Origin of the sequence: Alkalimonas collagenimarina (assembly GCF_030717845.1) — a bacterium.
Taxonomy (GTDB): domain Bacteria; phylum Pseudomonadota; class Gammaproteobacteria; order Enterobacterales; family Alteromonadaceae; genus Alkalimonas; species Alkalimonas collagenimarina.
On sequence record NZ_JAUZVZ010000038.1, the window covers coordinates 1 to 21,946 of the forward strand.

Annotated in this window: 18 protein-coding genes and 1 tRNA gene; 11 read left to right on the top strand and 8 right to left on the bottom strand. The window is 50.0% G+C overall.

Annotated features, from left to right (window positions below):
• Positions 1-328: 328 nt before the first annotated feature.
• The 3 genes from Q3O60_RS16975 to Q3O60_RS16985 form a co-directional block, all read right to left on the bottom strand.
• On the bottom strand, positions 329-685 hold the full coding sequence (locus tag Q3O60_RS16975) for a hypothetical protein (RefSeq protein WP_305895124.1): 357 nt from the start codon (positions 683-685) through the stop codon (positions 329-331).
• A gap of 86 nt (positions 686-771) precedes the next feature.
• On the bottom strand, positions 772-1,284 hold the full coding sequence (locus tag Q3O60_RS16980) for a hypothetical protein (protein ID WP_305895125.1): 513 nt from the start codon (positions 1,282-1,284) through the stop codon (positions 772-774).
• 463 nt (positions 1,285-1,747) lie between these two features.
• Positions 1,748-1,834, bottom strand: a tRNA-Leu gene (locus Q3O60_RS16985).
• Between the two features lie 161 nt (positions 1,835-1,995).
• Here Q3O60_RS16985 and Q3O60_RS16990 point away from each other — a divergent pair.
• From Q3O60_RS16990 to Q3O60_RS17000, 3 genes are all read left to right on the top strand, one after another.
• A complete protein-coding gene (locus tag Q3O60_RS16990) occupies positions 1,996-2,487 on the top strand; it encodes an FKBP-type peptidyl-prolyl cis-trans isomerase (protein WP_305895126.1) in 492 nt (163 codons plus the stop codon).
• 269 nt (positions 2,488-2,756) lie between these two features.
• On the top strand, positions 2,757-4,061 hold the full coding sequence (locus tag Q3O60_RS16995) for a DUF3422 family protein (protein ID WP_305895127.1): 1,305 nt from the start codon (positions 2,757-2,759) through the stop codon (positions 4,059-4,061).
• A gap of 95 nt (positions 4,062-4,156) precedes the next feature.
• Complete coding sequence (locus tag Q3O60_RS17000; RefSeq protein WP_305895128.1) at positions 4,157-4,660, top strand: RDD family protein; 504 nt, start codon at positions 4,157-4,159, stop codon at positions 4,658-4,660.
• Here the strand turns inward: Q3O60_RS17000 and lptG are convergent.
• Both lptG and lptF read right to left on the bottom strand, forming a co-directional pair.
• The gene (lptG, locus tag Q3O60_RS17005; protein WP_305895129.1) at positions 4,657-5,724 is read right to left on the bottom strand and encodes an LPS export ABC transporter permease LptG; all 1,068 of its coding nucleotides are present in this window, start codon (positions 5,722-5,724) and stop codon (positions 4,657-4,659) included. The genes Q3O60_RS17000 and lptG overlap by 4 nt on opposite strands.
• Positions 5,721-6,833, bottom strand: coding sequence for an LPS export ABC transporter permease LptF (lptF, locus tag Q3O60_RS17010; protein ID WP_305895130.1), 1,113 nt, complete (start codon positions 6,831-6,833; stop codon positions 5,721-5,723). The genes lptG and lptF overlap by 4 nt, the downstream gene beginning before the upstream one ends.
• 177 nt (positions 6,834-7,010) lie before the next feature.
• Here lptF and pepA point away from each other — a divergent pair, with 177 nt between their 5' ends.
• The 8 genes from pepA to Q3O60_RS17050 all read left to right on the top strand — a co-directional run bounded on the left by pepA (position 7,011) and on the right by Q3O60_RS17050 (position 20,435).
• Positions 7,011-8,516, top strand: a complete 1,506-nt coding sequence (pepA, locus tag Q3O60_RS17015) for a leucyl aminopeptidase (RefSeq protein WP_305895131.1) — start codon at positions 7,011-7,013, stop codon at positions 8,514-8,516.
• A gap of 1 nt (position 8,517) precedes the next feature.
• A complete protein-coding gene (locus Q3O60_RS17020; RefSeq protein WP_305895132.1) occupies positions 8,518-8,970 on the top strand; it encodes a DNA polymerase III subunit chi in 453 nt (150 codons plus the stop codon).
• Between the two features lie 21 nt (positions 8,971-8,991).
• A complete protein-coding gene (locus Q3O60_RS17025; RefSeq protein ID WP_305895133.1) occupies positions 8,992-11,847 on the top strand; it encodes a valine--tRNA ligase in 2,856 nt (951 codons plus the stop codon).
• Positions 11,848-11,998: 151 nt separating this feature from the next.
• Entirely contained in the window at positions 11,999-13,981 is a 1,983-nt protein-coding gene (locus Q3O60_RS17030; protein WP_305895134.1) for a PhoX family protein, read from the top strand.
• Between the two features lie 136 nt (positions 13,982-14,117).
• Positions 14,118-15,584: a Na+/H+ antiporter NhaC family protein gene (locus tag Q3O60_RS17035; RefSeq protein WP_305895135.1), complete on the top strand. Its 1,467-nt coding sequence runs from the start codon at positions 14,118-14,120 to the stop codon at positions 15,582-15,584.
• 193 nt (positions 15,585-15,777) lie between these two features.
• A complete protein-coding gene (locus tag Q3O60_RS17040) occupies positions 15,778-18,078 on the top strand; it encodes a DUF5916 domain-containing protein (protein WP_305895136.1) in 2,301 nt (766 codons plus the stop codon).
• A gap of 122 nt (positions 18,079-18,200) precedes the next feature.
• Positions 18,201-18,692, top strand: coding sequence for a TIGR03546 family protein (locus Q3O60_RS17045; protein ID WP_305895137.1), 492 nt, complete (start codon positions 18,201-18,203; stop codon positions 18,690-18,692).
• Between the two features lie 12 nt (positions 18,693-18,704).
• Positions 18,705-20,435 (top strand): TIGR03545 family protein, encoded by a 1,731-nt coding sequence (locus Q3O60_RS17050; protein WP_305895138.1) that lies wholly within the window; start codon positions 18,705-18,707, stop codon positions 20,433-20,435.
• A 167-nt stretch (positions 20,436-20,602) separates the two neighbouring features.
• On the opposite strand, the gene Q3O60_RS17055 is transcribed toward Q3O60_RS17050, so the two are convergent.
• The 3 genes from Q3O60_RS17055 to Q3O60_RS17065 all read right to left on the bottom strand — a co-directional run.
• Complete coding sequence (locus Q3O60_RS17055) at positions 20,603-20,893, bottom strand: type II toxin-antitoxin system RelE/ParE family toxin (protein ID WP_305895139.1); 291 nt, start codon at positions 20,891-20,893, stop codon at positions 20,603-20,605.
• Positions 20,890-21,153: a CopG family ribbon-helix-helix protein gene (locus tag Q3O60_RS17060; protein WP_305895140.1), complete on the bottom strand. Its 264-nt coding sequence runs from the start codon at positions 21,151-21,153 to the stop codon at positions 20,890-20,892. The genes Q3O60_RS17055 and Q3O60_RS17060 overlap by 4 nt, the downstream gene beginning before the upstream one ends.
• A gap of 422 nt (positions 21,154-21,575) precedes the next feature.
• Positions 21,576-21,946: DUF4180 domain-containing protein (locus Q3O60_RS17065; RefSeq protein ID WP_305895141.1), on the bottom strand; the 371-nt coding region annotated here is incomplete at its 5' end.

The following is a 21,946-nucleotide window of genomic DNA, read 5'->3' on the forward strand; positions in this document are numbered from 1 at the left end:
GTATATCACACCAACTTTGAAGTAAATATTAAAAGGGCCAACCACAAAGGAGTTGAGGTCACTTAAAAAGCTCTGATGCTTGGAAAGCGTCACTAGCAAACGTTGGCCTTAATAACTTCCTCAAGTGAATCAATTTTGTAGGCTATTCAATCCGTCAAGAAAATTGACGCTAACACCGATAGTGCAATTTTCCAATGAAGCAATGGTATGATTCCGAAAAATGAAAAAAACGCTACCGTCATTGCTCGATCACCCTACACATAAAGCCCAAATTTAGCGCGGAAAGCCGCGCCGCGAAGCGGTGTCAACTTGAATGAATTATTAGGCCTCACGTCCAGTAAGTATTGGTCATGATGTCGTGAATGAATGCAGTTATAAGGATTGCAACTGCAGTCGCAATACACCACAGTGTAATGCGGAACAGAGGTGCATAGCGTCGCCGACCAGCCAGCCATGAATCGACCGACAAAAAGGCCGCAAGCAGGATGGATGAGATAGCTACTACAATTAGGACAGTTACAGAGATCGAAGCTATCGATGAGAAGCTGAGACCCGTCGAAGCCAAAGAGAACGCCGGAATCAGAAGCGAAGCAAGAATCACGCTAGTGATGGTGGCGATGTCAGAAAAAATCGCCAATCTTTTGACTGAGTCGCCATCTATGAACTCTTTAACGATGGTTCGCATAACCCTCCCAAGAGGTCTAACGCCCGGCTCACGCGCCGGTTTGGAGCCGCGTAGCGGCGGGAAATAGATCGCCTTGCAGCCGATTGTTAGGAACAATATGCATCCAGAAGCAAGCCTATTCCGAGTATGGATAACGTACCGAAAAACGTCAGGTAACCAGAAGTAAGAACTCTTCCTAGGTGTCGATGCTTACCACGTGCTGGCTCAAGGACTTCGAAAACTAACTCGGTAAATGGTTTGATTGTGGGCTCCACGTCTGCAAAAGTAGCGTCATAAACTTCTTTTGACCTATGCCGTTTCTCAAATGCAGACACTTTCAAGCTTCTGAGTTCAGCAAGGTACCAGAGGGACAAGCACCCAAGGAACACAGGAATCATAAGTAGAACAAGAAACAACATAAACTGACCAGGAATCACATTATTTGGATAGAACAGCTTCATGATTGAAGCAACGGCTACAATGAATGTTGATGACAACGTTATTAGCAGCTTGGCCAGGTCTTCTCTCTTGTCCCAAGACTTCTCATAAATGGATTCAAAAGCAGATACATTATTTTGCAAGGTAACCTGAACTACGTTTTCTGGATTTTCAGCGCCCATGTTTTCTCCCAAACCTATAGTGATCCTAACATTATATTCATAAGCCAGCTCGAAAACTCACTTTAATATATTCGGCACAAAGCAATGTAAATCATTGTTAATATTTAATTTAAAAAACCAAGTTCCGATTATGGATCCGAAAATCGAAAAGATCGGACAGCTACCTTGAAAAACTCCGGTTCCGTCGCTTTCTATATTACTAAGTCACTAAAATAAAAGACCATTTAATAGAAGGCAAGCTTTAATGTGTACATAATGCCCTTGCATTTTTACACCATTGTCAACGAAATTAAAATTTTATTAGATGGAAACACAGTTTTAAGCGAAGCCGGAAAACTTATACGATTTGTTGGTCGCGGTTTTATCGAGCAATGATGCCTTCGTGATGACACGCTCTGAAATAAGAAAAGATACTTGGAAATAAAATGAAAGTACTAATATGCAGATAAGCTATTGAAAAATATGGTGCCTAGGGTCGGACTCGAACCGACACGTTGTTTCCAACGGTGGATTTTGAATCCACTGCGTCTACCAATTTCGCCACCCAGGCATGGGGGATGTTGATTTGCCCTTGCATTATACGAATCCATTGCACAGGTGCAAGCGAAATTATGACAGTTTCAATCAGCTGCTGCTTTTTGCAGCAGCAATTGAACACCGCAGAGAATCCTTTATACTCATCGTCTGTTAAATATCTTGCTATCGATACCTATGAAATCCTTTTTTCAACTGCTGATATTATTTACTATTTTTCTTTTCCCCAGCCTACTATCCGCCACTACGCTTAGCGTGGCTGAACGTCTTGAGCTAAATCAGCAGCATGTTGCCGATATGCTGGCGCACCCGGAGGTGCTTGTCACCGCCTCTGGCTTGGGTTATCAGGAGATCACGGCTGGTACTGGCGCTCGGCCATCGGAGTTAAGCTCGGTACAGGTTTATTACCATGGCCGTTTGCTGACCGGGCAGACCTTTGATAAACAGCTGGCGCCGGATGAGCCACTGGAGTTTATTCTGCATCAGGTCATCTCAGGCTGGCAGGAAGGCTTGCAGTTGATGCGCGAAGGTGGTACCGCCCGTTTGCATATCCCACCTGAGTTGGCTTATGGCGCTCATGGGGTGCCCGGAGTGCCCGGAGTGCCGCCTTTTAGTTTTCTGGTATTTGATATTGAGCTGATCCGGGTCAGTGGCTTTCGTCGTGATTAATCATTCATGGCCACTGACCAAAGCACTCTTCGCCCTGCACTACCGCAGGTCAATTTGCCTTGTGGCTGTGCAATCCTACCCCTTATAATAGCCGATACCGTTCATCCTTTCGTCATACCCTGATCGCCTTGTTGCCATACAACGTCTGCATAATGCGCTCTGGTGAACCCGGCATGAAATTACAGATAAAGTGGCATGCATTCTGCTGCATTGGTGCAACAGGTTTGATGCTCAACTTCCCTTTTCCTTTTCCTGTAAGGAGCATAACGATGACCCGTTTTCATAAACGCAATCACCCGCTGCGCGATGCGCTGGACCAAGAACTACGGCAACGAACCTTCCCAGCGTTAACCGCTCCCTGTCGCTTGTGTCAGTTTGTACTGACCGTCAGCCCCAGCAGCCGAAGCGAAGAGTTTCAGGTGATGCAAGCCTTAGCGTCTCAACAAGGCAGTCCTTTAAAAGAAACCGACAACGACATCAATCTGCCGCTGTTTGGCGGTACCTTACGCTGGGAAAAGCACGGAGAGTTTTCCAGCTATACCCTGATCAAACCGGGGATCGGCAAAACATGGTTTGATGATCCGTTGGATTTTTTACCCGCTAGCAATTGGTTTGATCCTATTCCGGGTCAGGTGTTTCGGGTGATCCAGCTCAGCATTGTTTCTACTGACGATATGGCTTCGGATGGTGACTGTGCCGCTCTGTTTAACCCGGATCACTGCATCAGCAGTTTCCTGGCGGATAAAAAAGCCCGTATCTGGACTGATTTTCAAAAGCATGCGGAGGGGGCAGGTCGTATGTTGATGCAGGACAATGGCCTGAGCCCTGCCGGCCTTGGACGCTTAGTACAGCAGTTGTTTGATCTGGGCAATTACCGGAAATTATCCTTGCTCGGTTGGCCACAAGTCCGTAAGGCCATGAGCCAGCTGAATGAGCTGGAACAACAGTTGTCGTACCTGACGCAACGGGTTGAACAAGAGCGCGGCAACGATGAGTCATTGCTGGATGAAATTACCAGCATGGCCGCACAAACAGAGCATTTAATTGCGGAAAACAGCTCCCGCTTGCAAGCAAACAGTGCCTATTACCAGCTGGCGCTGGATCGGATTAAAAGCCTGAACGAAACGCCCATCGACGGCATGATGTCCTTGCAGGACTTTACCGAACGTCGATTGACGCCGGCAGTTCGCACCAGCGAGTCGGTGGTATTTCGGCAAAATGCTTTATCCAACCGTCTTGGACGCTCGACCGAACTACTTCGTACCCGCATCAGCTTAAAGTTAGAAGAGCATAATCAACGGTTACTGGCCTCGATGGATAAACGAGCGCAATTACAGCTCAAATTACAAACCATGGTGGAAAGCCTGTCGGTAGTCGCCATTAGTTACTACGCTTTACAGCTGAGTAAACATGGCTTTGAAGCATTGCTGTTCTGGTGGCCTGAACTGAATGTTGGACTGTGGCAGAGCTTGAGTGTACCTGTGGTGATTACCAGCGTGATCTTATTATTGCTATGGTTTCGCCGCCGCTTGCATATCAATAAACCAGCAGAAAGCTCTGATAAGCCTTTATAGATCCTGACGAAAGGGCTGAACGTAACCGCAGGGGTGCTTCGCAAGATTTTATCGCTGTGCTACACTCGCGGCATTCATTGATCTGGGTGATGTTCATGTACGCTTCAGCTCCACGGGCGGGATTTGCTCGTCGTTTATCCGCTATTATTTATGATGTACTGGTGTTGTGCGCCGTGATAATGGCAGCTGCTGGTCTGGCTTTTATGCTGGTGCATGGCCTGGATATTCTGCAACTCATCGATTTAACTCAATACGAAGATACCGCAGACTTTTTCAGTCAGAGCTTGCAGCGCTGGCTATATTTCGCTTATCTGCTTTCCGCTGCCGTAGGGTTTTATGCCTACTTCTGGGTTCGGGCTGGCCAGACACTGGGCATGCGAGCCTGGCGTTTACTGCTGCTGCAACAAAATGGCCAGAAAATTACGCTGCAACAGGCCGTATTACGTGCATTATTGGCCTTTGCAGGCCTTGGGAATTTCTGGTTATTTATTCGCTGGGGCAAAGGGTTGGCATTGCAGGACCAACTGACCAACACCCAAATGGTGCTGATCAGCAAAGAGCAAAGCAAACAGCTGAATCTTTATAAAACAGCACGTTAAACTTTTTTACGCATTAAATAAATCGCCAGCACAATAAACAACAGGCTGGGTAATACGGCACCCAACAGCGGTGGCATTTGGTAGACAATGGCAATGGGGCCAAAGACTTCATTGCTCATGTAAAACGCAAAACCAGTCACCACGCCCATCAAGCCCCGGGCTGCCATGGTAACACTGCGTAAGGGGCCAAAAATAAAGGACAGTGCCATCAGTAGCATGGCGATAATCGTGAGCGGCTGAGTGACTTTGCGCCAAAATGCCAGCTCGTAACGGCTGGTATCTTGCTGATTGGCTCGTAAGTAATCAAGATAATCGTGCAAGCCCCTTAGCGACAACATTTCCGGTTTTATCGCCACCACGCCAAGCTTATCGGGCGTGAGAGTGGAGCGCCAGCGCTGCTCCTCCCAAGTGTGGCGCTCGATGCGATCTCCATGAAAATGCAACCGGCTAACATCGCGCAGCTTCCAAACATCCTGTTGAAACCCAGCCGAGTCCGCATAAATAATAGCTTCAAGTCGTAAATCGTCACTAAACTCATAAATCGCCACACCGGCTAAGTCACCACTGTCTTTAACTTCTTTGATATTGACAAAATCATCGCCATCTTTGGCCCAAATGCCTTGTTGTGCCGCGAAAAGGTTGCCCCCTGAAATGGCCTTAATCCGCAGTTCTCGCGCTGTACGATCAGTCACCGGCGCGCCCCACTCGGCCAAAGCCATCACCAGCAGCATCATCACCACAGCGGTTTTCATCACCGCATTGATAATATTCAACCGAGACAGTCCGGCCGCCTGCATCACCACCAGCTCGCTATTGCTGGCCAGTAAGCCCAAACCAACCAAGCCACCAATCAAGGCTGCCATCGGGAAAAAGAGCACCAGATCGCCTGGCATGCTGTACAGACTAAACAATACCGCATGCAGGCTGTCGTAATCGCCACGACCAATAGCGCGCAGCTGATCCAGAAAACGAAATAGACCTGACAGGATCATCAGCACCACCAACGTCAGTGCCGTTGCCATCGCGATACTTTTGCCGATGTATAGGTCAAGAATACGGATCATGCGGCACCTCCGGCTTTCAGCCGACGCTGCAAGCGGCGCATCACCGGATGTTGCTGCAGCAGCAATCCCAACCCCATCAGTAATGCACTCAGGTGGATCCACCACATGCCAAGCCAACCGGGTAGCTGGCCATTTTCCAGTGCCGATCGGGTAACTATCAACAGCATGTAATAACCCAGATACAAGCCAAGTGCAGGTAGTAAGCGGCCAAACTTACCTTGTCGTGGGTTGACCCGGCTCAATGGCACCGCAATCATGGCCAGCAATACAATGGACAATGGGATCGCCATCCGCCAGTGCCACTCAGCGATAGCTTCCGGATCGTGTTGTTGCTGCAATAATTCAACGGTTGATAAGCTGCTCAGCTTGCGGCGACGATGCTCTACTTCCTGCTCACGAATTTGCAATTGATAGCGGCCGAACTCGATCACTTCAAAAGGCGGCTGTTGGATCTGACCGGAATAACGCCGGCCTTTTTCCAGTACCAAGCGTTGCGCACCCGACGGATCGTCCAGCACAGCGCCACTTTGGGCATAAACAATAGAATGATGCAGCTTGCCATCTTTCATTTCGCTCTGCGCAACAAACACTTTGGACAGTTCACCACTGCCGCGACCGATGTCATGTACAAACAATACGGCTCGCTCATTGGATGTTTGCTGAAAACGGCCAGGTACCAGTGAATACAAACCAACATCGCTTTCGACTCGTTCCATCACTTGGTATTCACGTTCCATCGACCATGGGCTCAACGCCATACTGACCCAGGCAGCTCCAAGTGCCAACAGCACAGACCAGCCAAGAACATAACCAGTAATTTTGCGCTCACTGACGCCAGTGGCGTGAAGAATGGTCATTTCGCTGTCGGCATAAATACGCCCTAGCGCAACAAAAATACCCAAAAAAGCACTCAGAGGCAGGATGATCAGCGCCAACTGAGGCAGCTTTAACCCCACCATCGTCAGCACCAACTGCGCGGGGAGATCCCCTTCGGAGGCATCGGCCAGAATGCGTACAAAACGCTGGCTCATGATGATAGTCATCAGGATCACGAAAACCGCCAACTGTGCTTTTACCACCTCAGCGATCAGATAACGAAAAATAATCAAAAAATGCCCCCTGAAAACCGGTCTTTTTGCTGAAACCTCGGCCGTTTTTGAGTAAACTTGCTGTTTATAACAATTATTATCGACGAAAGCGCCGCAAAATCCGAGCTTTTTTCCAAGTTCCTTTGCATTTATTAGTCGCGGTAGCCTGTGTCGACCTCATTAGAACCAGGAGTTAGCATGGAGTTCAGTGTCAAAAGTGGCAGCCCGGAAAAACAGCGCAGTGCTTGCATCGTAGTCGGTGTGTACGAACCTCGCCGTTTATCCGCCGTAGCTGAGCAGCTGGATAAAATAAGCGAAGGCTACATCAGCAACTTATTACGACGCGGTGATCTGGAAGGTAAGCCAGGCCAGATGCTATTGCTGCACCATGTTCCTAATGTCTTAAGCGAGCGGGTTCTGCTGGTCGGTTGTGGCAAAGAGCGCGAGCTGGACGAGCGCCAGTATCGCCAAATCATCGCCAAAACCATCAGCACCCTGAATGAGACCGGCTCGATGGAAGCCGTTTGCTTCTTGTCCGAACTGCATGTCAAAGGGCGCGATACCTATTGGAAAGTCCGCCATGCGGTAGAAACGACCCAGGACTCCCTCTATGTGTTTGATCAGCTGAAAAGCAAAAAAGACGAGACACGTCGCCCGCTGCGTAAAATGGTGTTTAATGTGCCTACCCGCCGTGACCTGACCATTGGTGAAAAAGCGGTAGAGCATGGCCTGGCTGTCGCCGCTGGTGCCAAACTGTGTAAAGACGTCGGCAATATGCCGCCCAATATCTGTACGCCGGCCTATTTGGCCGAGCAAGGGCAGCAATTGGCAAGCAACAACAGCAAGGTCAAGGTCGAGGTGTTAGGGCCACAGGAATTATCCGAACTCGGCATGAACGCTTATCTGGCGGTCGGTAAAGGCTCCGTCAATGAACCACGAATGACCGTGATCCATTATCAAGGCGCTGCAGATAACAGCGCGCCGGTGGTGTTGGTAGGTAAAGGCTTAACCTTCGATTCAGGCGGCATCAGTCTTAAGCCTGGCGATGGTATGGATGAAATGAAATACGACATGGGTGGTGCTGCTGCCGTTCTGGGTGCGATGAAATCGCTGGTCGATTTGCAGTTGCCGCTCAATGTTATCGCTGTGCTGGCAGCTGCTGAAAACATGCCGGATGCCAATGCGTACCGGCCGGGTGATATCCTCACCACCATGTCAGGCCAAACGGTGGAAGTACTGAATACCGATGCGGAAGGTCGCTTGGTGTTGTGTGATGCCCTGACCTATGTCGAACGCTTTGATCCCGATGTGGTGATTGATGTTGCCACTCTGACCGGCGCCTGCATCGTTGCCCTTGGTAAGCATGCGACAGGCATGCTGAGTAATCATAACCCACTGGCCCACGAGCTGCTTAATGCCTCCGATAGCAGTGGTGATCGAGCCTGGCGCTTGCCGCTATGGGATGATTACCAGGAGCAATTGGAAAGCCCTTTTGCTGACTTTACCAACTTAGGTGGCCGTGCAGCAGGTACGATCACGGCAGCTTGTTTCTTATCGCGCTTTACCCGTAAGTACCATTGGGCGCATCTGGATATTGCCGGTACGGCCTGGCGCAGTGGTGGCAAAGATAAAGGCTCAACCGGTCGTCCGGTGCCAATGCTGACCCAATTTATGCTGCATCGCTGCGGTCAGGATCAGGATTAACGTGCACATTAGTTTTTACTTGCTGCCCGAGCCGGAAACGAACGTGGCTGAACCAAAGCCATCCGCCATTCCGGCGCATTGGCAGCTTGCCTGTCAGCTGTGTGCCGAGCATTATCGCCAGCAACAAAGGGTGCTGATGCTGACAGACGACGAAGCCACCGCTTTGCAATTGGATGAGTGGTTATGGCAGTTTGAGCCAGATCGCTTTATCCCACATAATTTGCCTGGCGAAGGCCCAAGCCGTGGTGCGCCCGTTGAGATCAACTGGCAAGCCTCACGTCAGGCCCGCTCGGTGTTGATTAACCTAAGCCGCACTGTGCCTGAGTTTGCTCAGCGCTATGCGCACGTCATTGAGTTTGTTCCGGCTGACACCGACTTAAAAGCGGCAGCACGGACCCGATATAAACACTATCGCCAGTTAGGCTTCACACCACAAATGCTGAACGCCGACTGAGCCACAGGGTACACCTACACCATGGAAAAAACCTTTAATCCAAGCGAAATAGAGCAGGCAATGTATCAAGCCTGGGAAAGCAAAGGCTACTTTACAGCCGGTGCGGACGATAGCAAAGACAACTACTGCATCATGATCCCACCACCAAATGTCACCGGCAGCCTGCACATGGGACATGCCTTTCAGCACACCATTATGGATGCATTGACCCGCTATCAGCGTATGCAAGGCAAGAATACCTTATGGCAGGTTGGCTCTGATCATGCCGGTATTGCTACCCAAATGGTGGTAGAGCGTAAATTGGCCGCTGAAGGCCAGCCCGATCGCCATGCTTTGGGCCGCGATGCTTTTATTGATAAAATCTGGCAGTGGAAAGCCGAGTCCGGCGGGACTATTAGCGACCAGATGCGTCGCCTTGGTAACTCAGTCGACTGGCAGCGTGAACGTTTTACCATGGATGAAGGGCTCTCCAATGCCGTGCAAGAGGTGTTTGTCCGGCTGTATCAAGACGACTTAATTTACCGTGGCAAACGTCTGGTTAACTGGGATCCAAAGCTGCATACCGCCATTTCTGATCTGGAAGTAGAAAACAAAGATCAAAATGGTCATTTCTGGCATTTGCGCTATCCGCTGGCTGATGGCGTCACCACTGCCGAGGGCAAGAGCTACCTTGTCGTGGCTACTACCCGACCAGAAACCATGCTGGGCGATTCTGCCGTGGCCGTCAACGCCAAAGATCCGCGTTATCAGGCCTTGATTGGCAAAGAAGTGCTGCTGCCATTAGTGAATCGTCGCATTCCGATCATCGCCGATGATCATGCCGATATGGAAAAAGGCAGTGGCTGCGTAAAAATCACCCCGGCACACGATTTTAACGATTACGAGGTGGGTAAACGCCATCAGCTACCGATGATCAACGTGATGACACTGGACGCTACCATTCGTAGTGATGGTGAGTGCTTCCACAGCAATGGCGAAGTCAACTCTGAGCAGCAAGCGTCTATCCCGAGCGAGTATCAAGGCTTGGATCGTTTCGCCGCCCGCAAAGCCATTGTCGCCGCGTTCGATACTGCTGGCTTGCTCGATAAAGTGGAAGCACACACCAATACCCTGCCCTATGGCGATCGTAGCGGCGTGGTGATAGAGCCTTTACTGACCGATCAGTGGTACGTCCGTACCGCCCCACTGGCAAAAACGGCCATTGAAGCCGTTGAAAACGGTGACATTGAGTTTGTGCCAAAGCAGTACGAGAACATGTACTTCAGCTGGATGCGCGATATTCAGGACTGGTGCATTTCCCGTCAGTTGTGGTGGGGCCATCGTATTCCCGCTTGGTACGACGATCATGGCAACGTCTATGTTGGCCGCAACGAACAGGAAGTTCGCAGTAAGCATGGTATTAATGACAGCGTGGCGCTGCGTCAGGATGAAGACGTACTGGACACCTGGTTTAGCTCTGGTCTGTGGACCTTCTCAACGCTGGGTTGGCCGGAGCAAACGCCCGAGCTGGCTCGTTTTCACCCGACCAATGTGTTGGTGACTGGCTTTGATATCATCTTCTTCTGGGTGGCTCGCATGATCATGATGACCATGCATCTGTTAAAAGATGAGCACGGCAAGCCTCAGATACCGTTTAAAACCGTCTATGTTACCGGGTTAATTCGCGATGAGAACGGCGACAAGATGTCAAAGTCCAAAGGCAATGTCATCGATCCACTTGATCTGATTGATGGCATTGAGCTGGATGCCCTGCTGGCCAAACGCACCAGCAATATGATGCAGCCAAAATTAGCCGAAAAAATTGCCAAGCAAACCAAGACCCAGTTCCCGGAAGGGATCAATGCCTGTGGTACCGATGCGCTGCGCTTTACTCTGGCAGCACTGGCCTCGACGGGCCGAGATATCAACTGGGACATGAAACGACTGGAAGGCTACCGTAATTTTTGCAACAAGCTATGGAATGCCAGCCGCTATGTGCTGATGAATACCGAGCAGCAGGATTGTGGCCAACAAGGTGGTGACATGACCCTGTCGCTGGCGGATCACTGGATCCTGACGCAGTATCAGCACACGGTCAAAACCGTACGGCAAGCCATGGATAACTACCGCTTCGATATGGCCGCCAATGCATTGTATGAGTTTACCTGGAATCAGTTCTGCGATTGGTACTTGGAATTAACCAAGCCAGGGCTGCAACAGGGCGATGCTGCCGCGCAACGAGGTACCCGCCATACCCTGGTGACGGTGTTGGAAAGCTTATTGCGCTTAATGCACCCGATCATGCCGTTTATGACAGAAACCATCTGGCAGCAAGTGGCTCCTCTGGCAGGCGTGCAAGGCGACAGCATCATGCTGCAGCCCTACCCGGAGTATCAGGCGGATGAAACCAATGAAACAGCGTTGCAGGATTTAGAATGGCTAAAACAAGTCATTCTGGCGGTACGGACCATTCGCGGCGAGATGAATATCTCCCCCGGCAAGCCACTTGATATATTGCTGCGCAACATCAGCAGCGATGAACTTCGCCGCTTAGAGCAAAATCGTAACTTCCTGCAAGTGATGGCAAAGCTCGATAGCATTACGGTGCTAAGCAGCAACGATAAAGCTCCGGCCTGTGCCGCGCAGCAAGTCGGCGCCATGGACGTGCTGATCCCGATGGCTGGCCTCATCGACAAAGACGCCGAACTGGCTCGTATTACGAAGCAAATGGAAAAAGCCAAGCAAGAACTGGCCCGGGTCGATGGCAAGCTGAGTAATGAAAAGTTTGTCAGCAACGCACCAGAAGCTGTGCTGGAAAAAGAAAAAGCCAAACAAGCTGAGCTGAAACTAAGCCTCAGTAAATTACAAACGCAGCACGAGGAAATTGCTGCGCTGTAAGTATGGCTTTAGCACATTCATCAACGGCAGCCACGGCTGCCGTTTTTTTGTCTGCAATTGTCATCGCAATGTCATAGACTGGCGCTAGCATTCATGGTTTTTCAGTGCAGATCAGACTGCACCGCCACATTTAGAAAACAGGTATTTAGTGATGACCAAGCCCACCGACCATCAACAATTCGATCTATCTGGCGAAGAGCCATTGGCCAATTTTTCTGGCAACCCAGAGTTTTCCGAAGTCATGGCAAGCCGGCTGAACCGGCGAAAGTTTTTACAAGGCAGTGTCGCTCTGGCGGTATCTGGTTTTCTCGGACAAGGCTTGTTGGGCTGCTCCTCCCAAGCGTCCAGCACTGCCATGATGAAAAAACCGGCTGGATTGCTGGGCTTTGATGCCATCACTATCAACCGCTTTGATTCCATCACTGTGCCTGCAGGGTACCGTACTCAGGTATTTTTGCCCTGGGGGACCCCACTAACAGCGGATGCACCTGACTATCGTGCCGATGCCAGCCATACAGCGGATGAACAAGCCAAACAAGTGGGCATGCATCACGATGGCATGCACTTTTTCCCCATCGATGTAAAACAAGGCGGCCAGAGCTCGAATGAGGGCTTGCTGGTGATGAACCATGAGTACGTTGATCCCAATGTGCTTCACCCTTTTGGTGGCAAAGGCCTGCCAAGAGTTGCAGAAGAAGTGCATAAAGAGCTGGCCGCTCATGGCGTTTCAGTTGCTCATATCAAAAAGCAAAGCAACGGTGAATGGCAACTGGTACGTGACAGCCACTTGAATCGACGCATTACTGGTAGCACGCCAATGGAGCTAACCGGGCCGGTTCGTGGCCATGATAAAGTGGTGACCAGGTACAGCCCGGATGGCACCCGCACCCGCGGCACCCTGAATAACTGCTCGCATGGCGTTACGCCCTGGGGCACCTACCTGACCTGTGAAGAAAACTGGGCCTTGCTGTTTGTGAACCATGACCAAAATATGCCCCGCGAGCACAGGCGCTACAGCATTGCCGATGAGCATAGTATTCTGCATTGGGAAACGGCCGGCCGCAGCGATGATCAGATTAGCCGCTTTAATGCCACACCAGCTGGAACAGCGGCAGTAGAAGACTATCGTAACGAGCCAAACAATTTTGGCTGGATTGTCGAGATAGACCCTTTTAACCCTGACCATACCCCGGTCAAGCATACAGCCATGGGCCGCTTTGCCCATGAAGGGATCATTTTTGCCAAAGCCGAAGCGGGTAAACCACTGGTCGCCTACTCGGGTGACGATGCCCGGTTTGAATATATCTACAAATTCGTTTCTGCCGGTTTGTATGACCCAGCGACGGCCGGTCCGCATCTGTTGGATGAAGGCACCTTGTATGTCGCGCGCTTTAACGACGATGGCAGTGGCGAATGGCTACCACTGGATTTTCACAACGACGCGTTTCAGGCCAAAGCTCAAGCCGCAGGCGTAGTGTTTAGCGATCAGGCTGATGTGCTGATCAACACGCGTCTGGCAGCCGATCTGCTGGGTGCCACCAAAATGGACCGGCCAGAATGGGGTGCAGTACATCCTGAAACTAACGAAGTGTACTTCACCTTAACCAACAATAGTCGCCGACACACCACGGATGCAGCCAACCCCAGAGCAAATAACCACAGCGGTCATATCATTCGCTGGCGGGAAGCTGACCAACATGCATTTAACTGGGATATTTTCTTATTATCCGGTGATGCCTATACCTACACCCCTCACCATAATGCAATGTTGTCGGAACAAAATCATCATGCCTCACCGGATGGACTCTGGTTCGATCCGAATGGCCTGCTGTGGATCCAGACCGATATGTCAGGCTCCCAGATGCGCTCAGGTCCATTTGGTAACAACCAAATGCTGGTCGCTGATGTGAGTAATCACAACATTAAACGCTTTCTGGTTGGCCCGGTCGACTGCGAAGTCACCGGTGTGGTGATGACACCGGATTGTAAGACTATGTTTGTCAATATACAGCACCCCGGTGAAGGCTCAGGCCCATTCAGTTTCAGCAGTACCTGGCCGGATCGGGGAACCAAGCGCCCCCGCTCTGCCACCGTGGTGATCACCAAAGACGATGGCGGTATCATCGGCAGTTAAAGCCGTTGAAAACAGGCTAGTTATTGGGTAACAACAGCACCGGCAGCGACAAGAATTTTTCACTTGTCAGCCGGTGTTTTTTTGCTATGATTGCGGCGTAAAATTGGCCTTCGACAACCATAGTGAGAGACGCCCTATGTCCATGGAAACCACTGCAGAAGCAATCGAAGAGGTTGTTGATCCTTTGGCTGCTGCCCTTGAGGCGGCTGTTGTTGAGCCAAGCGCCATTAGTCTGATCCCACCCATTGTGGTGCTCATTATTGCCATCTGGCTAAAGCGTCCTATTTTTGCACTCTTGATGGGGGCAATAGCCGGTTTGTTGCTGATTTCCCCACGCGACACCTTGTTTACCTTTGCTGAAACCACCGAGCGAGTGATGTTGGACGAGACCATTGGCTGGTTAATTCTGGTGGTCGGTGGCTTTGGTGCCTTAATTGCCCTGCTGGTGCATACCGGTGGCGCTTTTGCCTTTGGCCGGGTCGCCCAGCAATACGCTAAGGGCCGTAAGCCTTCGCTCTTAATGACTTACTTTCTCGGCATGCTGATCTTTATCGACGATTACCTTAATGCGCTGACCGTCGGTGAAACCATGAAACGCATCACCGATAAATTCAAAGTCTCGCGCGAAATGCTGGCCTATGTGGTCGACTCTACCGCAGCACCAATGTGCGTCATCGTACCCATTTCTACCTGGGCGGTGTTCTTCGGTGGTTTATTGGTGGCTAATGGCGTAGCACCGGATACCGATCCGAATGGCATTAGAACCTACATCTCGGCTATCCCCTACATGCTGTATGCCTGGTTGGCAATGCTGATGGTACCCTTGGTCATTCTGGGCGTGGTGCCGCTACTTGGCCCGATGAAAAAAGCTGAATTAGCCGCTCGTGGTGGTGCTGTTCAACAGGATGCACCGCAGCAGGATACCCATACCGGTGATGACTTCGCCATGCAGGCAATGGAAGAAGAGTTTGATCATGCCGATCGCAAACACGGCAAGCTGATCAACTTTATCCTGCCCATGGTGATGCTGGTTGGCTTTACCATTTGGTTTGAAGCCGAAATTTGGCCTGCTTTAATCCTGACCTTTGTTCTGACGCTACCGTTTTATATGGCCCAGCGCTTGATGCCGTTTAACGAAATGATGGATCAGATGATGCACGGCTTTAAGACCATGCTGCCTGCCATTTGCACCGTGATCGCTGCATTTACCTTTAAAGATGTCTGTGATCAGTTAGGCTTGCCGTTGTATGTCATTGACAATCTGGCCCCATACATGAATGCTCAGATGCTGCCTGCCCTGGTATTTGTCGCCATGGCGCTACTGGCCTTTGCGACGGGCTCGTCCTGGGGTATTTTTGCCGTGTCGATCCCCATTGTGATGCCGATTGCCCTCGCGGTGGATGCCAACATTCCTTTGGTGATTGGTGCCCTGTTATCTGCCAGCTCTTTTGGTAGCCAGGCCTGTTTTTACAGCGACTCGACGGTACTGGCGGCTCAAGGCTCCGGCTGTGACCTGATGAGCCATGCGCTGACGCAATTCCCCTACGCGTTGATCGCAGCCATACTGGCATTCTTTGGCTTTATTGCGCTCGGCATGGTTTGATTTGCAACGCATCCAGCCTGAACTATCCCGGTAACCAATGACTGGTGGTGGACACATCGCCAGTCACTCGTTAACACAGATGAGCCTAACGCAAAAACATGGCCAATGGTCGGACAATTCCATCTCTCGGTTGGCATCCCCTCACAGCTCGGGTAAAGTAGCGCCACTTTCTGCCCTCATGGAATAAAGCGCTTTGAAATTCCTCTGCTTTTTAGCATTTGCCACTGCAGTTAGTCTGCTACTGGCAGCACCTTCATCTCAGGCTGCACCCGGCCCGCTGCTGCACATTCCATTGATCACTGATGGGCCTGAGATGGTGCTGGACGGCAACCTTGATGAGCCACAGTGGCAACAAGCCATGCAAGTCCCCATTCACTACCTGACGGCTCCTATCGATGAAGGCAAAGCGGATGTGTTTACCATGGGCTATCTATTTGAAGATGGTACGACCCTGTATGTTGCTTTTGAAGCGCATGACCCGAACCCAAAACAGATTAGAGCGGCCTATCGCAATCGTGATCAGATCTGGGGCGATGATGTCATCGGTTTAAAGCTCGATACCTATGGCAATCAGCAACTTGCCTATCAGTTTTTTGTCAATCCGCTCGGCAGTCAGGCCGATTCGATTGAAAATGCAGTCACCGGCAGTGAATCCTCTGCCTGGGATGGTCACTGGGAAGCATTTGGCCGCATCACCGAGCAAGGGTATCGGGTTGAAATGGCGATACCATTGCATATCCTGAACATGCCGACCACACAAGGTCTGAAACAGATGGCTTTTGAGTTGGTCCGTTTTTTACCGCGTGATCAGCAACTGCGTATTTCCAGCGCGCCCATTAAACGCAGTAATCGCTGTATGGTGTGCCAGATGACACCAATTACCGGTTTTGCTTCTGCAGAGCACAGCCGCTCATTAGTCGTCGCACCTGCGTTGGTAGCTGGCATAGAGCAACAGCGTGCGCGCGGCCATGATGCCGACTGGCGCAGCCAAAACAACACCAATGTCAGCTTGGATGTCAAATGGGGCATTAGCCCGGATATGACCCTAAACGCAACGCTGAATCCAGATTTCTCACAGGTCGAAGCCGATGCCGTCGAGCTGAGTATTAACAACCCGTTCAGCTTGTTCTTTGCTGAAAAGCGGCCCTTTTTTACTGAAAATGCCGATTATTTTTCGACTCCATGGAATCTGGTGCATACCCGTAATATTGCCGAGCCGAATGCAGGTGCCAAATTCACCGGCCGTATGGCACAGCATACCTTTGGTTTATTTAGCACCGATGATCAACAAACCACTGTGCTGATCCCTGGCAATTTGGGTTCTCGCATTGCGCAGTTACCAGATTCCAGCCACAACCATGCCTTGAGTTACAGTTATGCCGCCAATGCAGACCTGACCTTTGGCTCGTTAATCACTCAGCGCAGTGCCAACGATTATCGCAATACGGTGGTATCAGCAGATAGCAACTGGCGGATCAGCCCGCACGATACATTGACGGTGCAATGGGTCGCAACCGAGACAGAGTATCCGGAACTATTAGCCTCTCAACTTAGCGACGAGGCAGCCCTTAGAGTGCAAGCAGACCAACCGATACGCGGCCAGGGCTACCGGCTGAATTATCTGCATCAGCAACGGAACTGGCATGCCTATGCACGTTACCAAAGCCGCAATGAAGATTTCCGCGCCGATCTCGGTTTTATGCCAGAAACCGATTGGCAAGAACTGGCCATTGGCGGTGATTACACTTGGTTTTTCAACAATCCACAGCGTTTTCACCGCTTTCGCATACTCAATCATGTGTTCATGACCGAAAATGCTGCGGGCGAGTTTTTGTCGAAAGAAATTGAAAGCTATGCCGTACTCTCTGGCCAGATGAACAGCACTCTGGAGCTAGGTAGCTTCTTTCGCCAGCGCGTAGGCAATCGTCAGGATCAAACCATACTAACCATTGCTGGCAACACCGAGCGTTTCGATGAATACGGCCTGAACTTTTTTGGCGAAATACGGCCTCGCCGCGATTTGTCCATGTACCTATTCTGGCAAGAGGCCGAGGTGTTGGACCTGACCAATGAGCGGTTATCCGATCAGCAACGGATCATCGTCAATGTCAGTTATTCAGCCAATCAACACCTTGATATCCGCTGGCGCCATACCCACACCGATATGCGCTACCAAGCCGCGCAAGTCTTTACTGCCGACCTGACCGACCTTCGCTTGACCTGGCAGTTTAACAATCGCAGTTTTTTACGATTGGCGCTGATTTATACCCAGATCGACCACAATCTGGCGAACTATCAAGATGCTTGGCAGAGCGTTTTTTCTGGCAGACAACGTAACTTAACCAGCCAGGTACTGTATTCGTATCAGTTGAACCCACAGACGGTGTTTTTTGTTGGCTACGGTGATAACGCCACCGCCGACGATCAGCACCATGATCTAAAACGCGATCAGCGTAGCGCTTTTCTTAAGTTTAGTTATGCTTGGTTGTTGTAACCATAGCTGTAGATAAAATACTAATTATCATCAGATTGTCACTGTATTAAACGGTGATTTTCTGGTTTTATGGTAAGCTTATTATCTAATCTTCATGCGGTTGGTCGTTTAAGGAGTGAACCATGTTTACCATTTTGGCACGCATACTCAAAGTGCTTAATTCCGAAGCGTCTCCCTGGCAAATAGGCTGGGCAGTAGCGTTAGGGGTCATTGCTGGCATTTTGCCCTTTGGCTTGCTTACCCTGATAATTTTGCTGGTGGTGTGCTTATTCACCATCAACTTATCTAGCTTCTTATTGGTCTGGGCCTTTAGCAAAGCTTTGTTATGGCTGTTGGCGGATCGGTTAGAGCAAATGGGCTGGAGTTGGGGTCAGCAAGATTGGTTGCTCAGCTTGCTCAGCAACAGCGAAACCCTGCAGTTACTTCATTTGCACCACAGCCTGACTTTGGGTGCCTTTTTACTCAGTGTCATTATTCTGTTTCCCATCGCCTGGCTGACCACTCGTTTGGTGCTGAAATACCGCCATGTATTAATGCCTCATTTGAATAAATGGAAAGTTGTGCAGCTGCTCAAAGCCAGCAAGCTGGCACAAGTCTATCAACGCATGCAATAAAGGAGTGCTGACATGATCCGTAAATCTGGTTGGTTGATTTTTCTCTGTCTGTTGGCAGCTATTTTTTTGTTGGTGTATGTGTTTGCAGGCACCGCCACTCGTATTGGCTTGGTGTATGGTCTGGAAAAATCTGCCGGTGCTGAAGTAAATATCAATAAAGTCTCCATTGGTCTCTTCCCGCTGTCGTTGACCATTCAAGACCTGCAGGTCACCGATGCGAAACAACCTGAGTACAATGTGGTCAGCTTTAGTCGGGCAAATGCTGAACTAGAGTTGTGGCCTGCCCTACTCGGCTACTATGTCATCAGTGATTTGACGGTAGAGCAACTGGCTTATGGCAGTGAGCGCCAAAAGCCCGGCAAAGTCTATCGTGGAGAGCTGGCAGAGCCGGGTGAAGGTGATTTCGATTTAGCCAGTTTCTTCGCGGTAGAGCTACCTGATGCCGATGAATTACTGGCACGGGCGAACTTAACCGCAGTCGCCAAAGGCGAACAACTGAAACAATTAGCGCAAACCGAGCAACAACAAGTACGCCAATTGCGTGACCAGTTGCCCAGCAGTGAACGTCTACGTGAACTCGAGCAGCAAATCAAAGCCATTACCGATGGCGATATCCGTGATGCGGCCGACCTGGCTGCCAAAACCGAGCAATTAAGGCAGCTGAAAGATGAGCTGCAAAAAGACAAGCAGCAACTCGAGCTGGTAAAGCAGCAACTGCAACAAAGTCGCGATAACTTGCAAACAGCGGCAACGGATTTTCGCAATGCCACTCAGGCCGACTGGCAGCAGCTGCAGTCTTACGCCAATCTGGCCGATGGTGGCTTGGCAGGTATCAGTCAACTGTTGTTAGGCGACCTTTGGGCCGAGCGGTTGCAGCAACTGTACACCCTGTACCAAATGGTAGCACCTTATCTACCTGAAGGGTCACGATTGGAAGAACAACCTGAACCGATGGAACTGCCCGGTCGCATTCTGCCGTTAAAACAGCAACCGTATCCAAACTTCTGGATCAAAAATGCCAACTTGAGCCTGTTGATTGGTGGAGGCACCGCTGATGTACAGATCCAGGATATCACCGCCCAGCACGACATCATTGATGCTGCCACCCGCTTCACTCTAAATGTACAACAGCTGCCGTTGCTGCAACAATTTAGCTTGGATGGAAACTTCGCCATTTTTGAGCAACTGCAAAGTGAAGTGAACTGGCAATTAAGTGGTCTGCAACTGGCCGAACAGATGTTTGGTGAAGGAGCGACTCGCTTTGGCCTGCAGCAAGCCCTACTCAATTCAAGTGGCGGCTTAAACTTGCAAGGCACCAGCCTGAGCCAGCAAGCCTCAGTCATACTGCAAGGCCCGAGCTTTAGCAGTGGTGATAATCGCTATGTGCAGCAACTGACTCAGTTGTTGAACCAACAAGCCGAAATTCCATTCCAACTTAACGCCACCGGTACCGTCAGCCGGCCGAGCGTCAGTGTCAGCTCACCGCTTGATCGGATTGTCGCCAATGCCATCATGGGCGAAGCACAAGCCAAATTTGCCAGTTATGAGCAAGACTTACGCAGTAAATTCAATGCCCGCCTACCCAATACGGCAGATGATGAGCAATCGTTGTTGAGTTTATTGGATCGGGAACAAGCCAGTACCGAGGCCATGGGCGAACAGATTGAATCCTTGCTGGATGCCCAACTGGGCGATCTGCGTGATAGAGCGCTGGATAGACTGCGGGGACGCATAGGGGGCTAAACAGACACACCCCGATAGCTGATAAAGGTCAGTTATCGGGGTTTAGCATAAAGTAAATTTCACGATAGCCAACTATGATTTGTTGAACAGCACGTCTGCTTTGAGCGTGATGCGGACATTAACGCCACAAACAGCGGGGAGCATAGCGAATCCGCCGCTTTGTTTTGTTATAAATTTTTCTCATTTTCCTTGCTGTGCCAAACTCTCAAAATATAAACAATACCACTGGTGATTAAATACCGGACTGTGTAATCACCAATATATAGATCTCGGATTTTTTCAGGATCAGGCGCTTTTATGACCGGCAAGCCAATTTCAGGGAATTGCTTTAGTTTGAAAATTCCTTCTTGAAGATCAATTGCGATTCTTCGTGCGGCGTAAGGATTCTTAACCTCAACAAACTCGACAACCCGTTGAAGGTCTTTCATCGACTCTGGGGAATATTCAACCTCTATCATTTCGGTGGCTCTTTGCGCTCACCAGTGCCCCAGCTGTTTAGCCAGGCATTCACATCTGCTTCAGCAATGGATTTACCTGCTTTAATAGACTCTAGAGCCTCCAGAGTGTCTGCCCACCGAGACTCCTCTACGGACTGCCTTGCCAAAAATTCTTTAATTGCTTGATTTATAATATAATTCTTACTTCTATCTAGCTTGCTAGCTAAAAATTCAAGTGGCTTATCTATGTCATCTGCTAGCCGAATACTTGTAATACCCATTGAAACGCCCTCCTGTACTAGTTTGTAATACATTTTAGTACATGCGAGCACTCAAGGCTAGAGTGATTTATAACACATTGCTAATGGGCTGCCGCAGCGCAGCGAAGGCAGTCCCGTGGAGACCATGCTTTTTATGGCCGGAACGAAATTAAGTAACTTGTTAGGCATTTTTGGGTACGTAACTACGCAGAAAAAGCCGTTAACCCTTTTACTTACGCCGTAAACAGTTGGAATAATGATTAAGCAATCTACTACAAAAAGAGTGGCTAATGCTATTAGCAATGCATCTGATGAAAAGTACAGAATTAAGAAACTCGCCGAAATCCAGATCAGTGTCAGCAATAAAGAATATATAAAAATTTTTGGTGAATCTTGATTCATAGCCCTCTCGATGAAAGAGTTAGGAGCAGGCATTGCGGTTGCTATTGAGTCTCGAGCCATAAAATCGCTTCATCTTCAGTGGCGAACGATCTAAACTGCCGGCCTCTGCGTGCCTCGCCAACATACTCGCGAAAGCTCTCGCTAAAAACTTCGACTTCGCCAAAGACCCCGGCTATGTAGAAGCGGTAGTTAACTAACTTCTGGATGAACTCACCAGCAAAGCACGTTTGAAGTTCGAAGAACTCGGGTGGCAACTGCTCCGCGCGCAAAAGAATTTTATTGGAGTTGTACCCATAGCCTGAAGACACGAAGTCCAGTGCGTCTTGCAGAGAGGAGACTGCGCCAATTGGTTCGAGGATGGCGGTTTTTGTGTCTGAAAGTAAGCGAGTTTTCATAGTGGTTCTCTGGCACC

Bases quoted from the DNA above. Each gene is read 5' to 3' on its own strand.
- Q3O60_RS16975 (WP_305895124.1), bottom strand. From the start codon at position 685: ATGCGAACCATCGTTAAAGAGTTCATAGATGGCGACTCAGTCAAAAGA.
- Q3O60_RS16980 (WP_305895125.1), bottom strand. From the start codon at position 1,284: ATGGGCGCTGAAAATCCAGAAAACGTAGTTCAGGTTACCTTGCAAAAT.
- Q3O60_RS16990 (WP_305895126.1), top strand. From the start codon at position 1,996: ATGAAATCCTTTTTTCAACTGCTGATATTATTTACTATTTTTCTTTTC.
- Q3O60_RS16995 (WP_305895127.1), top strand. From the start codon at position 2,757: ATGACCCGTTTTCATAAACGCAATCACCCGCTGCGCGATGCGCTGGAC.
- Q3O60_RS17000 (WP_305895128.1), top strand. From the start codon at position 4,157: ATGTACGCTTCAGCTCCACGGGCGGGATTTGCTCGTCGTTTATCCGCT.
- lptG (WP_305895129.1), bottom strand. From the start codon at position 5,724: ATGATCCGTATTCTTGACCTATACATCGGCAAAAGTATCGCGATGGCA.
- pepA (WP_305895131.1), top strand. From the start codon at position 7,011: ATGGAGTTCAGTGTCAAAAGTGGCAGCCCGGAAAAACAGCGCAGTGCT.
- Q3O60_RS17025 (WP_305895133.1), top strand. From the start codon at position 8,992: ATGGAAAAAACCTTTAATCCAAGCGAAATAGAGCAGGCAATGTATCAA.
- Q3O60_RS17030 (WP_305895134.1), top strand. From the start codon at position 11,999: ATGACCAAGCCCACCGACCATCAACAATTCGATCTATCTGGCGAAGAG.
- Q3O60_RS17035 (WP_305895135.1), top strand. From the start codon at position 14,118: ATGTCCATGGAAACCACTGCAGAAGCAATCGAAGAGGTTGTTGATCCT.
- Q3O60_RS17045 (WP_305895137.1), top strand. From the start codon at position 18,201: ATGTTTACCATTTTGGCACGCATACTCAAAGTGCTTAATTCCGAAGCG.
- Q3O60_RS17050 (WP_305895138.1), top strand. From the start codon at position 18,705: ATGATCCGTAAATCTGGTTGGTTGATTTTTCTCTGTCTGTTGGCAGCT.
- Q3O60_RS17055 (WP_305895139.1), bottom strand. From the start codon at position 20,893: ATGATAGAGGTTGAATATTCCCCAGAGTCGATGAAAGACCTTCAACGG.
- Q3O60_RS17060 (WP_305895140.1), bottom strand. From the start codon at position 21,153: ATGGGTATTACAAGTATTCGGCTAGCAGATGACATAGATAAGCCACTT.